Genomic DNA, 12,947 nt, shown 5'->3' with positions numbered 1-12,947 from the left:
TTTTCGGCTTTTTTGGTTAGAATCAAAAAAATAAATATCATGGGGATTAATGTGTCAGGACTTTTTCGTATAGGGCTAATGCTGATCTTGCTAGGAGGAATATTTCTCTGCGGCACGAGTGCGTCAGCCTCTGAATATATGAAAAAGGATAGCGCTATTCAGTCCGTCCACAGCTTGTGTCAGGACTCAGGGTCTCAGGAAGCATTTAATTTGACCTCTTGTGTATCGATGAACACTCTCTTTGGTCATCAAGATACACCAAGCACTCACACAGGACTCGAACACCATGTTCCGAGTGAGCAAGAGTTTGTTCCTCTTATCTCGATGCGTCTGTTAAGTTTTGCTCAACACGATCTACAACAGATACGGCCTAGCTATCTGTTGGCCTATGAATTTGTTTCACCTCCAAGTCCCTCTTTTTCCATAGGGTATCGGATAGACTTTGTCCGGGCCCTGAATTGGTCCCTCCATGCTAATGACAAGCCTTCCAGGCTTTCGGGCTGGAAGGAATCGAATCTGCTCTACCGCTTTTCTCAGCAAAAATCCGTTAGCTAACTTGTTATCGGCTGGCATCGAAGGCTGGCCGGCTAAATCTCTCTTTCTCAAGAAACATCTTCCTATTTGGACATCCTTTGGGATACGCGTCCTTGGTTGAGCCATTTATTAATGGTGAATTTTGATAGAGAACGGAAAAACTCGTTAGAAAGCAAGGTGCCTTCAGGGCAAATTACGCTATGAAAAGACAAACAAGAAAAACATTACTCAATCACAACTCTCCATGGAAATATGGGATGATAATCGTCACGATTATCATCATGCTATTGAGTGCACTGCCGTCTCTGTTCGGTGAAGATGCGGCTATTGAGGTCAGTGATAAGGCGGGTTTATCAGTTTCCTTAATAGAGCTGCATAAGCAACTCCAACTGGCTGGGATAGATATCAAGCGTATAGATCAGGCCGATGGTCAGACATTGATCGTACTCGCTAAGCAGGCTCAACAAACGCAAACAAAGCAAGTGTTGGCTAAGCTAGTCGCTAAACCAGAACATCTCACTCTGTCACTCGCTCCGGCGGCGCCATCCTGGTTACTCAGTCTGGGAGTTGCCCCCATAAAGTTGGGCTTAGATCTCAGGGGAGGTGTGCAGTTTCTCTTGGATGTGGATCTGGATCCCGTTTATCGACTTCATGGTGAAAGCTTAGTCGATTCAATCAAGCAGTTTTCCCGTGAGCAAAAGTTGATGGGAACTCAGGTGCGTTATAAGGACGATGACAGTATCACCTTAATGCTGGCTAACTCAGAAACCAGTTACCAATACAGACAATTTATCCGTAGCCAACATCCTCGCTGGCAAGTGAAGCAGGAGGGAGATGGCATCTTGACGGTCAGTTTAAAGCAATCTGAGAAAGACCTGCTGCGAGATCTAACCGTTAAACAAAATTTACAGACCATGCGTGGTCGTATATCTCAACTTGGGATAACCGAGGCTATAGTACAGCGCCAGGGAGAGCATAGAATACGTATTGAACTGCCTGGTGTTCAAGATCCCGCCGCAGCAAAGAGCGTCATAGGGGCAACAGCCAGCTTGGCTTTCTATGAAGTTAAACCGCCGGGTTCTGTTAACGCAAAAATCTTGCGGGATGACTCCCAGACCCCAGTTTATGTATCGCGCAAACCTGTGTTGGGAGGTGAGCATATTATAGATGCCAGGGCGGGGATTGGTGAGATGGGAGGCGCTGAAGTGAATATCACCTTAGACAGTGCTGGCGGTAAATTGATGTCGGCTTTTTCCAGAGACAATATAGGTTATCCCATGGCCACATCTTACAGTGAGTACAGCCGGAATGCTCAAGGTGAGGTGAGTCAACAGACACGAGTGATCAGTATTGCCACCATACAGAGTCAGTTAGGCAATCGTTTCAGTATTACCGGAGCCGGAGATTACCAAGAGGCGCAGCAATTGGCCTTGTTATTACGTGCAGGCTCTATGACTGCGCCGGTGACTATAGTCGAAGAGCGTACTATAGGCCCGAGTCTTGGCGCCGAGAATATCGTCAATGGTTTTGCCGCGTTAGCCTTAGGTATGGCGATGACCTTAGTCTTTATGGGTTTCTGGTACCGGCGTTTGGGCTGGGTAGCCAATGTGGCTCTTATCGCTAATATGGTGATTCTGTTTGGGTTACTGGCTCTGATCCCTGGGGCGGTATTGACCTTACCAGGCATCGCAGGCTTAGTGCTGACGGTTGGTATGGCCGTTGATACTAATGTACTCATCTTCGAGCGGATCAAAGATAATCTGAAACTGGGGAGAGATTTCGCTCGTGCCATAGACAGGGGCTTCGATAGCGCCTTTGGCACCATCTTAGATGCCAACCTCACCACCATGATCACTGCTGTTGTGCTCTATTCTATCGGTAATGGTCCGATCCAAGGCTTTGCCCTGACACTGGGCTTGGGATTATTGACGAGTATGTTTACCGGAATTTTTGCCTCTCGCGTCCTTATCAATTGGGCATATGGACGTAATTTTAACCGTGATGTGAGGGTGTAATGATGAGTTTATTTAATTTTAAGCAGGTAAACAGTAAGTTTTCCGAAATGAAAACGTTAACTAAATTACGTTATTTAACTAGTCTGATATCACTTAGCCTGATGATATTGTCTCTGTCTGTGATTGCGGTTAAGGGGTTCAATTGGGGCCTAGATTTCACCGGTGGAGTCGTTACCGAGGTTAAGCTTGATAGCAAGGTGGCCAGTAAAGATATCTCTGACTTGTTGAGCTTAGCGTCGGATCAGGAGGTGAGTGTGATTTCTGCGGGAGAGCCTGGGCGCTGGGTACTAAGATATAGCCTGCCATCGACTCAAGAAGATGTCAGTCAGCATGCAATGGATATAGAGCAGGTATTGCAGCCCCTCAATAGTGACGTAGAGGTGCTAAACAGCAGCATAGTCGGGCCACAGATTGGCCAGGAACTGGCCGAGCAAGGTGGCTTGGCCTTGTTGGTTGCCATGTTGTGCATCATGGCTTATTTGAGCTATCGATTCGAGTGGCGTCTCGCCTGTGGTTCCTTGCTGGCCCTGTTCCATGATGTGATTTTCGTGCTGGCATTCTTTTCCTTGACTCAGACGGAGTTTAATCTGACCGTGCTTGCGGCGGTTCTGGCCATATTAGGCTATTCACTCAATGATTCGATCATCATAGCCGACAGGATCAGAGAGGGATTGCGAACCGAGTCTGGCTTGCCGATAGCCGAGATCAATGACAGGGCTGTGAAGGCGACATTTTCCCGGACTTTGGTGACCAGTGGTACCACCTTAATGACGGTCATCGCGCTGTGGGTGATGGGAGGGGGGCCGCTGGAAAGTTTTTCCATCGCCATGTTTATCGGTATTCTGACAGGCACTTGGTCGTCGATATCCGTGGGGACTTGTTTGCCCGAGGTGTTTAAGCTGAACTCAGAGCATTATCGTCTGGTGCCAGTTTCCGACGCGCCATAGGATAGTCAGCGTTATCTTTTACCAGGCATAAAAAAACGGAGCCAAAGATTAATTTGGCTCCGTTTTTCGATAGAGGGTGTTTACTTTGCCTTAGGAATGGCGATTTTCATCTCTTCAGACTGACGGAAAAGTACAAGTACGTGACCTATAAGCTGTACATTCACGGCTTGAGTTTCACGAACGATGGCGTCAACAATTGCATTTTTTAACTCTCTGTCACCCGAAGCAACTTTCACTTTGATCAGTTCATGGTGAGTCAGTGCATTATCAATTTCCGCCAGTACACCTTCAGTCAGACCATTGGAACCAAGCATCACTACAGGCTTCAAATTATGCGCTAAGCCCTTTAAGTGCTGTTTTTGTTTGGTTGTTAAGTTCATTTATACCAACTTTATGCTGAGTTACTGTTGAAAAACGGCTATTCTACCCTTATATACTCTTTATGTAACTCTCATTTGTTGCGGATGTTGAATGTCAGGTAAAAAAAGAACAGCGAGTTCCTCCCGTTGGTTGCAGGAACATTTTGATGACCACTATGTCAAATTAGCTCAAAAACGGGGATTGCGTTCGCGCGCTGCGTTTAAATTAGAGGAGATCCAGGAGAAAGATAAATTGATACGTCCTGGTATGACTGTGGTGGATTTAGGGGCGGCCCCTGGTGGTTGGTCTCAAGTTGCCGTTAAACTAGCTGGTGACAGAGGTAAGGTTATCGCTTGCGATATTTTAGCTATGGATCCCATAGTTGGTGTAGACTTTCTCCAGGGTGATTTTAGGGAAGAGAAGGTACTCGATGCCTTGCTTACCCGAGTCGGAGATGGGAAAGTGGATGTGGTCTTGTCTGACATGGCGCCAAATATGAGTGGCACAGGTGGTGTCGATCAGCCCCGGGCCATGTATCTAGTGGAATTAGCCTTAGATATGTGTCATCAAGTGATGGCACCTAATGGCTGTTTCGCAGTCAAAGTCTTTCAGGGGGAGGGCTTTGAAGAGTACATGAAGTCGGTGAGAGCCGCATTTAAAACGGTTAAAACACGTAAGCCAGACTCTTCGCGAGCACGTTCGCGAGAAGTCTATCTTGTGGCGACAGGGTACAAGTTGTAGTACCCTAACGTCAGTTATCGCAAGACTCTATGAGGTCTAGTAATTCTGAGTGATATGGCAAAAAATTTAATTCTCTGGGTAGTCATCGCCGTTGTGTTGATGTCTGTATTTCAGGGCTACTCCCCCTCTTCTACCACTGCGTCGAAGATGGATTATTCAGCTTTTTTAGATGATGTTCGTAAAGGGCAGGTAAATACTGTCGAAATAAAGAGCGATCAACGTACCATCGAAGGAACTAAAAGTACCGGAGAGAAGTTTACTACTATCATGCCCATGTATGATCAAGATCTGATTAACGATCTGAATCGCAAGGGCGTGACCATGAAAGGGCAAGAAGCCGAAGAGTCAGGGTTCTTAACTCAGATCTTTATCTCCTGGTTCCCTATGCTATTGCTTATTGGTGTATGGATATTCTTCATGCGTCAGATGCAGGGCGGCGGTGGCAAAGGTGCCATGTCGTTCGGCAAGAGCAAGGCCAAGCTGATGAGTGAAGACCAGATTAAGACCACTTTTGGTGACGTTGCGGGCTGTGACGAAGCGAAAGAGGACGTTAAAGAGCTGGTCGATTATCTCAAAGAACCGACAAGATTTCAGAAGCTAGGTGGGCGTATTCCCACTGGTATACTGCTTGTAGGTCCTCCGGGTACGGGTAAGACCTTGCTGGCCAAGGCTATCGCCGGTGAGGCAAAAGTGCCTTTCTTCACCATCTCAGGCTCAGATTTCGTTGAGATGTTTGTTGGTGTTGGTGCTTCTCGTGTGCGTGACATGTTCGAACAAGCTAAAAAATCTGCACCTTGTATCATCTTTATTGATGAGATCGATGCCGTCGGCCGTCAACGTGGTGCTGGTGTCGGTGGTGGTCACGATGAGCGTGAACAAACATTGAACCAGATGTTGGTAGAGATGGATGGTTTCGAAGGTAACGAAGGTGTTATCGTCATCGCCGCGACGAACAGACCAGATGTACTCGATGCCGCGCTATTGCGTCCGGGTCGTTTCGATCGTCAGGTGGTTGTAGGTCTTCCCGATGTCCGTGGTCGTGAGCAGATACTTAAAGTGCATATGCGTAAAGTGCCTCTGGCCGATGACGTTAAGGCGAGTGTTATCGCTCGTGGTACTCCTGGTTTCTCAGGTGCGGATCTCGCCAACCTAGTTAACGAGGCAGCCCTGTTTGCCGCTCGCGGCAGTCGCCGTATCGTCAGCATGGAAGAGTTTGAGAGTGCTAAAGATAAAATCATGATGGGCGCGGAACGTCGCTCCATGGTGATGTCTGAAGAAGAGAAAGCGATGACGGCGTACCATGAAGCCGGTCATGCAATTGTTGGTTGTTTAGTGCCTGAGCATGATCCTGTGCATAAGGTGACCATCATACCTCGTGGCCGCGCCTTAGGTGTGACCTTCTTCCTGCCGGAAGCCGATGCTATCAGCCAGACTCGCCGTAAGCTGGAGAGTCAGATCTCTGTTGCATACGGTGGACGTCTTGCCGAAGAGATCATCTATGGCAGTGAAAGAATTTCTACTGGTGCCTCACAAGACATCAAGTATGCTACTTCGATTGCCCGTAACATGGTGACTCAGTGGGGTTTCTCCGACAAGCTAGGACCTGTCTTGTACGCAGAAGATGAGAATGAAGTTTTCTTAGGACGTAGCATGGGTAAGACTCAGCATATGTCCGATGAGACTGCCAGCTTGATTGATGCAGAAGTTAGGCTGCTCATCGATAACAACTTCGATCGCGCTAGGGTATATCTAAATGATAATATGGATATTCTTCATGCGATGAAAGATGCCTTGATGAAATATGAAACCATAGATGCAAACATGATCGAAGACTTGATGCAGCGTCGTGAAGTCCGTGCTCCGGCCGATTGGGACATGGATGATAATGGTTCTAGCAAGGATGATAAGGATGGAGATTCAGCAAAGGCTGAGGAGGCAAGCTCCACCGATAGTGAAGTGGAAGCCGACTCTGAAGTGACGCCGGCTATCAAAGATGCCGACGAATCGACAGCTAAGTAGCTATCATTATTGATTAAAGAAAACCCCGTCATGGGGTTTTCTTGTTTTCGATGTTTACGATTTTGTTACTTGAGTCCCATAAAAATAAGTTATTAGCGTTAACGGAGTTTGTGTGTTTCGAATCGAAAGTGGTAAACGTACATTAGCTTTAGATAAAACCTTGGTCATGGGTATTTTAAATGTCACCCCTGATTCTTTTTCTGATGGCGGTGAATTCTCCTCTTTTGAGTTAGCCTGTCGACATGCCGATACCATGGTTTCACTGGGCGCTAAAATCATCGACGTAGGTGGTGAATCGACTCGTCCTGGCGCGGCCGAGGTGGGGGTGAGTGAAGAGCTAAATAGGGTGTTACCTCTAGTTGAATATATCGCTAAGCAACATGATGTCTGGATCTCCATCGATACCAGTAAGCCAGAAGTCATGGAGCAAGCCGTTAAAGCTGGTGCGCATTTGATTAATGATGTTCGTGCCCTACAGGCTCCTGGAGCATTGGAGATGGCAGCAGAGCTTGATGTGCCTGTTTGCCTAATGCATATGCAGGGACAACCGGACACTATGCAAGATGCGCCGGATTATCGAGATACTGTTGCAGATGTCATCGATTTCTTCGAGCTAAGAATCGATGCTTGCATAAAGGCGGGAATTAAACGTCAGCAAATATTGCTGGATCCAGGATTTGGATTTGGTAAAACCATATCTCATAATTACGAGTTACTTAATCGTTTAACAGAGTTTAAGACCCTGAAATTACCGCTTCTTATCGGTTTATCCAGAAAATCTATGCTGGGTGATCTGCTCAATCGTGAGCCTCAGCAGCGATTGGCTGGCAGCTTGGCTGGAGGTCTGATAGCGGCACAAAGAGGTGCCAATATTTTAAGAGTACATGATGTGGCTGAAACGCTAGATAGTCTAAAAGTGTTACAGGCCACTAATGACTACCAAGATTTAATGTGATTATAGTTGCCGTAAGTGCTCAGGCTGAGACATGTCTTTTTATTTCATTCAGCTTGAGTCAGTAAATGTGCTGTAATCTAGTGCAAGTTTCATTCTATAACAGGATGATCAATGAGGTTGTAAAGTGAAGAAATTTTTTGGAACAGATGGTATTCGTGGCAAGGTGGGTGCAGGTAAAATGACACCTGAGCTGGCATTAAAACTAGGCTGGGCCGCCGGTCGGGTTCTGTCGAGAAACGGTACTAATAAAGTGATCATAGGCAAAGATACCCGTATTTCAGGCTATCTGTTCGAATCGGCAATGGAAGCGGGTTTGTCGGCGGCTGGATTAAATGTGATGTTGATGGGACCTATGCCTACCCCAGCAGTCGCTTACTTGACTCGGACTTTTAGAGCCGAAGCTGGAGTGGTGATTAGTGCATCTCACAATCCCTATTATGATAATGGTATCAAGTTTTTCTCTACCGACGGCAGTAAACTCGCTGATGAGATAGAGCTAGAAATCGAGCGAGAACTGGAAAAACCTTTAATCTGCGTTGAGTCACACCTATTAGGTAAGGTTTCTCGTATAGATGATGCACCGGGTCGTTATATTGAATACTGTAAAGGTCATTTCCCTGCCGATCAGACACTTCAAGGTTTAAAAATCGTCGTGGATTGTGCCCATGGTGCCACTTATCATATTGCCCCCAATGTATTTCGTGAATTGGGCGCCGATGTGATAGCTATTGGTGATAAACCAGACGGACTGAATATTAACCATGAAGTCGGTGCGACTGCCATGGCAAAAATTTGTGAAACTGTAGTATCTGAAGGGGCTGATCTTGGTATTGCCTTAGATGGTGACGGCGACCGTATTATGATGGTTGATCGCCATGGCCGTGTTATCGATGGTGATGAGATCCTCTATATCCTGGCATGTGATGCTAAATCAAGTGGTGTGCTTCACGGCGGTGTCGTTGGCACCTTGATGTCTAACCTAGGGCTCGAATTGGCTTTAGCTGAACTGGATATTCCATTTTTGCGTTCCAAGGTGGGTGACCGTTACGTGATGGAACTCTTGAAGGAGAATAATTGGCGTATAGGTGGTGAGAATTCTGGTCATATCCTCAATTTAGATCACGGCACTACAGGGGATGGCATAGTTGCTGGAATACTTGTTCTCGCAGCGATGAGACGACGGGATGCAAGGCTTGAAGACTTGACTGAAAATATCAAGATGTTGCCCCAAGTGTTAGTAAATGTCCGTTTTGAAGGCGATCATAATCCGTTAGAGTCTGAGGAAGTGCTCGAAGCTAAGTTAGAGGTCGAGACTAAATTAGGAGAACGAGGCAGAGTTTTATTGAGAAAGTCGGGCACCGAACCCTTGATTCGAGTCATGGTCGAGGGGGATATTGAAGCCGATGTTCTTATGCATGCAAATTATATTGCCGATAAAGTCAGAAATTTAGTTTAGATTTTTATAAAAGACAGGCGGGCATCACAGATGCCCCCTTCAGTAAACGCGTTATTTATACTCATAACGATTAATAAGTAGCTCGCGATGACTGAAAAAGCAACACTCCGAACATTAATCTAAAAAATTAGCGATTTAGCTATTGTAACTTAACAAGTGGTTCGCTATTACTCACGCCGCTTTCAGAGGAGAAGGTAATGGCATTAAGACGTCCGATGGTTGCTGGTAACTGGAAAATGAATGGTAGTGCTCAATTGGCACAAGAACTGTTTAAGAAGTTTTCTACTAAGCTACAAGATGATTCAGCGGAAGTGGTTTTATGTCCACCGACTATTTATCTAGAGAGTGTACGACAACAGTTAGACATTAATAAAGAAGCCTTAAATGGTTGTCTAGTCAGAATGGGCGCACAAAATCTAAGTCAACATGACTTTGGTGCTTATACTGGTGAAGTGTCTGGCAAAATGTTGAAAGATTCAGGATGTCGATATGTGATTATCGGCCATTCCGAACGTCGCCGTATGTACGGAGAGACGAGTGATATAGTGGCAGAGAAGTTTGCTGCGGCTCAAAAACATGGTTTGACTCCGATATTATGTGTCGGTGAGTCAGGTCCAGCTAGAGAAGCGAGAAGAACTTTTGAAGTTATCGCCGAAGAGCTAGATATAGTCATTGCAAAAAATGGCACCATGGCTTTTGATAATGCAATTATCGCTTACGAGCCTTTATGGGCCGTAGGAACTGGTAAGAGTGCTACGCCAGAGCAGGCGCAAGAAGTTCATGCGTTTATACGCAAGCGTCTATCTGAAGTGTCTCCATTTATTGGAGAAAATATCAGGATTTTGTACGGTGGTAGCGTAACACCGAGTAATGCAGCAGATCTTTTTGCTCAACCTGATGTAGATGGTGGATTGATTGGCGGCGTAAGCTTAAATTCAACCGAGTTTTTAAGTTTATGTTCCATAGCGATGAGCGCATAATATGTATGAAGTTCTAATAGTTATTTACTTGTTGGTTGCAATTGGTCTAGTTGGATTGATTTTGATTCAGCAAGGCAAAGGTGCTGACATGGGTGCCTCTTTCGGTGCTGGTGCATCGGCTACTCTTTTCGGTTCATCTGGTGCGGGTAATTTTTTAACTCGTTCTACAGCTGTATTGGCGATTGGTTTCTTCGCTCTTAGTTTGATAATTGGTAATTTAAGTGCCAATCATACTAAGTCAGAAGATGCTTGGAGTGACCTATCTAACGAGGCAGCACAAGTTGTTGACCAAGTTAGTGAAGAAGTACAGCAGACGGAAGATAAGATTCCTGATTAAGACAATTTATGACTAACCTCAATTAGTCAGATATAGATTGTTGAAGTAAAAGATACATGCGGATTTAAATTCGTTATCCTATCCAGGATATAAAATATAGGTTAGTCACATACTGGTGTCCTGATAATAATTAGACACGCCAGTTTGTGATAAACATCTAAACCAAGATGTAAAAATGGTCAGTCACATGCGGATGTGGTGGAATTGGTAGACACGCCAGCTTGAGGGGCTGGTGAGCGCAAGCTCGTGGGGGTTCAAGTCCCCCCATCCGCACCAACTTTTGATTTCTTTTGAAATCGAGAGTAATAAAGCGAAAGCTTATTCGCTTTGTTATTGCAAGTAGATTGATAACTCAATATACTGCAGCAGTTGACGCGGGGTGGAGCAGTTTGGTAGCTCGTCGGGCTCATAACCCGAAGGTCATCGGTTCAAATCCGGTCCCCGCAACCAGCTTCCCAATATCAGACTAAAATAGTCTAATATTGGTTACAGGTTTTAAATTCAACGACCTCGTTATTACGGGGTTTTTTGTTATCTGTAACTTATTAAATACTGCTTTTGCAGTGTTGTACCGGGGCTTTTTAGCCCTTTTTTGTTTTTCGGGGGGTAACCTTGGCTACTATAGAAAAAAAACTGGAAGAGATGCTTAAATCTCCAGTTGAAGCATTGGGGCATAGACTTTGGGGCTTGGAATATATCCAAGCGGGCAAACATTCAACACTTAGAGTGTATATCGATAACGATAAAGGTATTTTTATCGAAGATTGCGCCGAAACCAGTCGTCAGATAAGTGCTGTGCTCGATGTTGAGGATCCCATTTCAACCGAATATACATTAGAAGTTTCTTCTCCCGGTGTAGACAGACCTCTGTTCAGTTCTGAGCAGTATGCAAGCTACATTGATGAGACTGTAAAAATTCAACTGACTATGCCTGTTGCGGGTAGTCGTAATTTAAAAGGTACCGTTATTGGGGTCGAGGGGCAGATGCTCACAATCTCTGTAGATGGTAACGAACTGATTATTGCCTTGGATAATATCCGTAGAGGCAACCTAATCGCTAAGTTTTGATGGATTCAAAAATCAACGAGGCAAGAGGATGAATAAAGAGATTCTGCTAGTCGCTGAGGCGGTTTCAAATGAGAAAGGTGTTCCTCGCGAGAAGATTTTCGAAGCGCTGGAAATTGCTTTAGCCACAGCAACAAAAAAGAAGCACGTAGGTGAGATCGAAGTTCGCGTCGAAATCGATCGTAAAACTGGTGCCTATGAAACTTTCCGTCGCTGGCAAGTTGTAGAAGATACAGGTGAACCATTAGAGAACCCTTACGGTGAAATAACACTAGAAGCGGCTCAATATGAAAATGCAGAACTCCAAGTCGGCGATTTTGTCGAAGATGACATGGAGTCAGTCACGTTCGACCGTATCACGACACAGACAGCCAAACAGGTTATCGTACAGAAGGTACGTGAAGCTGAGCGTGCTCAAGTTGTTGAGCAGTTTCAGGACCGTGAAGGTGAGTTGATCACCGGCATAGTGAAGAAGAGTAACCGTGAGAGTGTGGTTGTCGATCTTGGTGGTAATGCTGATGCAGTACTATTCAAGGAAGACCTCATTTCACGTGAAAACTTCCGTCCTGGAGATAGAATTCGTGCCTTACTCTTCTCGGTTCGCCCTGAAGCTCGCGGTGCTCAGCTATTTATGACTCGTACTCAGCCGGATATGCTTATTGAGCTATTTCGTGTAGAAGTACCGGAAATTGCCGATGAGATGATTGAGATCATGGGCGCTGCTCGTGATCCAGGCTCACGAGCTAAGATTGCTGTTAAGTCAAATGATCGTAGAATCGACCCTATCGGTGCCTGTGTAGGTATGCGTGGTGCTCGAGTTCAGGCCGTATCTAATGAGCTTAACGGTGAGCGTGTAGATATCGTGCTGTGGGATGATAATCCAGCTCAGTTTGTTATCAATGCTATGGCTCCAGCTGATGTGGCTTCTATCGTCGTCGATGAAGATACCCATTCTATGGATATCGCAGTAGAAGCAGATAGCTTAGCTCAGGCCATTGGCCGTAATGGTCAGAACGTCCGTCTAGCTACTCAACTATCAGGTTGGGTGTTGAATGTTATGACTGTAGAAGATCTACAGGCCAAACATCAGGCTGAAAGTGCAAAAGTTGTGAGTCTATTTGTTTCATCATTAGATGTTGATGAAGATTTTGCTCAGATACTAGCAGACGAAGGATTTACTTCATTGGAAGAGGTGGCTTATGTGCCATCTGCTGAGCTGATGGAGATCGATGGTTTCGATGAAGATACTGTCGAAGCACTGAGAGAACGTGCTAAAGCAGCAATCTCGACTCGTGCATTGGCAACAGAAGAAGCACTAGATGGTGCAGAACCAAGTGAAGATCTTCTTGCACTGGAAGGACTGGAAAAACATCTAGCTTTCGTTTTTGCAAGTAAAGGCGTGATCACACTTGAAGATTTAGCCGAGCAAGGCATTGATGACTTGATCGATATTGAAGAATTGACAGAAGAGAAGGCTGGTGAGCTCATCATGGCAGCCCGTAATATCTGTTGGTTTGGCGACGAAGAATAACTCGCTC

The 12,947-nt window shown here is 45.6% G+C and carries 12 protein-coding genes and 2 tRNA genes; 13 read left to right on the top strand and 1 reads right to left on the bottom strand.

What is annotated here, in order from left to right:
* Positions 1-51: 51 nt before the first annotated feature.
* The 3 genes from SVI_RS21565 to secF all read left to right on the top strand — a co-directional run bounded on the left by SVI_RS21565 (position 52) and on the right by secF (position 3,496).
* Positions 52-555 (top strand): hypothetical protein, encoded by a 504-nt coding sequence (locus tag SVI_RS21565; RefSeq protein ID WP_157608712.1) that lies wholly within the window; start codon positions 52-54, stop codon positions 553-555.
* 179 nt (positions 556-734) lie between these two features.
* The gene (secD, locus tag SVI_RS15565; protein ID WP_013052566.1) at positions 735-2,549 is read left to right on the top strand and encodes a protein translocase subunit SecD; all 1,815 of its coding nucleotides are present in this window, start codon (positions 735-737) and stop codon (positions 2,547-2,549) included.
* A complete protein-coding gene (gene secF / locus SVI_RS15560; protein WP_013052565.1) occupies positions 2,549-3,496 on the top strand; it encodes a protein translocase subunit SecF in 948 nt (315 codons plus the stop codon). The genes secD and secF overlap by 1 nt, the downstream gene beginning before the upstream one ends.
* Before the next feature lie 80 nt (positions 3,497-3,576).
* On the opposite strand, the gene yhbY is transcribed toward secF, so the two are convergent.
* Positions 3,577-3,876, bottom strand: a complete 300-nt coding sequence (gene yhbY / locus SVI_RS15555) for a ribosome assembly RNA-binding protein YhbY (RefSeq protein ID WP_013052564.1) — start codon at positions 3,874-3,876, stop codon at positions 3,577-3,579.
* A 91-nt stretch (positions 3,877-3,967) separates the two neighbouring features.
* On the opposite strand from yhbY, the gene rlmE reads away from it, so the two are divergent.
* From rlmE to nusA, 10 genes are all read left to right on the top strand, one after another.
* Positions 3,968-4,597 carry a 23S rRNA (uridine(2552)-2'-O)-methyltransferase RlmE gene (gene rlmE, locus SVI_RS15550; protein WP_013052563.1) on the top strand — a complete coding sequence of 210 codons (630 nt, stop codon included), beginning with the start codon at positions 3,968-3,970 and terminating at the stop codon, positions 4,595-4,597.
* A 45-nt stretch (positions 4,598-4,642) separates the two neighbouring features.
* The gene (gene ftsH / locus SVI_RS15545; protein ID WP_157608711.1) at positions 4,643-6,616 is read left to right on the top strand and encodes an ATP-dependent zinc metalloprotease FtsH; all 1,974 of its coding nucleotides are present in this window, start codon (positions 4,643-4,645) and stop codon (positions 6,614-6,616) included.
* A 166-nt stretch (positions 6,617-6,782) separates the two neighbouring features.
* Positions 6,783-7,571, top strand: coding sequence for a dihydropteroate synthase (gene folP, locus SVI_RS15540; protein ID WP_408005175.1), 789 nt, complete (start codon positions 6,783-6,785; stop codon positions 7,569-7,571).
* Positions 7,572-7,695: 124 nt separating this feature from the next.
* Positions 7,696-9,027 (top strand): phosphoglucosamine mutase, encoded by a 1,332-nt coding sequence (gene glmM, locus SVI_RS15535; RefSeq protein WP_013052560.1) that lies wholly within the window; start codon positions 7,696-7,698, stop codon positions 9,025-9,027.
* Between the two features lie 197 nt (positions 9,028-9,224).
* A complete protein-coding gene (gene tpiA, locus SVI_RS15530) occupies positions 9,225-10,007 on the top strand; it encodes a triose-phosphate isomerase (RefSeq protein ID WP_013052559.1) in 783 nt (260 codons plus the stop codon).
* Position 10,008: 1 nt separating this feature from the next.
* On the top strand, positions 10,009-10,344 hold the full coding sequence (secG, locus tag SVI_RS15525) for a preprotein translocase subunit SecG (protein ID WP_013052558.1): 336 nt from the start codon (positions 10,009-10,011) through the stop codon (positions 10,342-10,344).
* A 189-nt stretch (positions 10,345-10,533) separates the two neighbouring features.
* A tRNA-Leu gene (locus SVI_RS15520) sits at positions 10,534-10,620 on the top strand.
* Between the two features lie 97 nt (positions 10,621-10,717).
* A tRNA-Met gene (locus SVI_RS15515) sits at positions 10,718-10,794 on the top strand.
* A 162-nt stretch (positions 10,795-10,956) separates the two neighbouring features.
* The gene (gene rimP, locus SVI_RS15510; protein ID WP_013052557.1) at positions 10,957-11,412 is read left to right on the top strand and encodes a ribosome maturation factor RimP; all 456 of its coding nucleotides are present in this window, start codon (positions 10,957-10,959) and stop codon (positions 11,410-11,412) included.
* A 28-nt stretch (positions 11,413-11,440) separates the two neighbouring features.
* Positions 11,441-12,940 carry a transcription termination factor NusA gene (gene nusA / locus SVI_RS15505; RefSeq protein ID WP_013052556.1) on the top strand — a complete coding sequence of 500 codons (1,500 nt, stop codon included), beginning with the start codon at positions 11,441-11,443 and terminating at the stop codon, positions 12,938-12,940.
* The last annotated feature ends 7 nt before the right edge of the window (positions 12,941-12,947 follow it).

The sequence above is a fragment of the Shewanella violacea DSS12 genome, assembly GCF_000091325.1.
Classification (GTDB): domain Bacteria; phylum Pseudomonadota; class Gammaproteobacteria; order Enterobacterales; family Shewanellaceae; genus Shewanella; species Shewanella violacea.
The sequence above is the reverse complement of the archived record's forward strand: the minus strand, read 5'-3'. Positions and strand labels throughout refer to the sequence as shown.

Coding starts and splice junctions, on each gene's coding strand:
- folP (WP_408005175.1), top strand. CDS start 6,783: ATGGGTATTTTAAATGTCACCCCTGATTCTTTTTCTGATGGCGGTGAA.
- rlmE (WP_013052563.1), top strand. CDS start 3,968: ATGTCAGGTAAAAAAAGAACAGCGAGTTCCTCCCGTTGGTTGCAGGAA.
- yhbY (WP_013052564.1), bottom strand. CDS start 3,876: ATGAACTTAACAACCAAACAAAAACAGCACTTAAAGGGCTTAGCGCAT.
- secF (WP_013052565.1), top strand. CDS start 2,549: ATGATGAGTTTATTTAATTTTAAGCAGGTAAACAGTAAGTTTTCCGAA.
- tpiA (WP_013052559.1), top strand. CDS start 9,225: ATGGCATTAAGACGTCCGATGGTTGCTGGTAACTGGAAAATGAATGGT.
- nusA (WP_013052556.1), top strand. CDS start 11,441: ATGAATAAAGAGATTCTGCTAGTCGCTGAGGCGGTTTCAAATGAGAAA.
- secG (WP_013052558.1), top strand. CDS start 10,009: ATGTATGAAGTTCTAATAGTTATTTACTTGTTGGTTGCAATTGGTCTA.
- secD (WP_013052566.1), top strand. CDS start 735: ATGAAAAGACAAACAAGAAAAACATTACTCAATCACAACTCTCCATGG.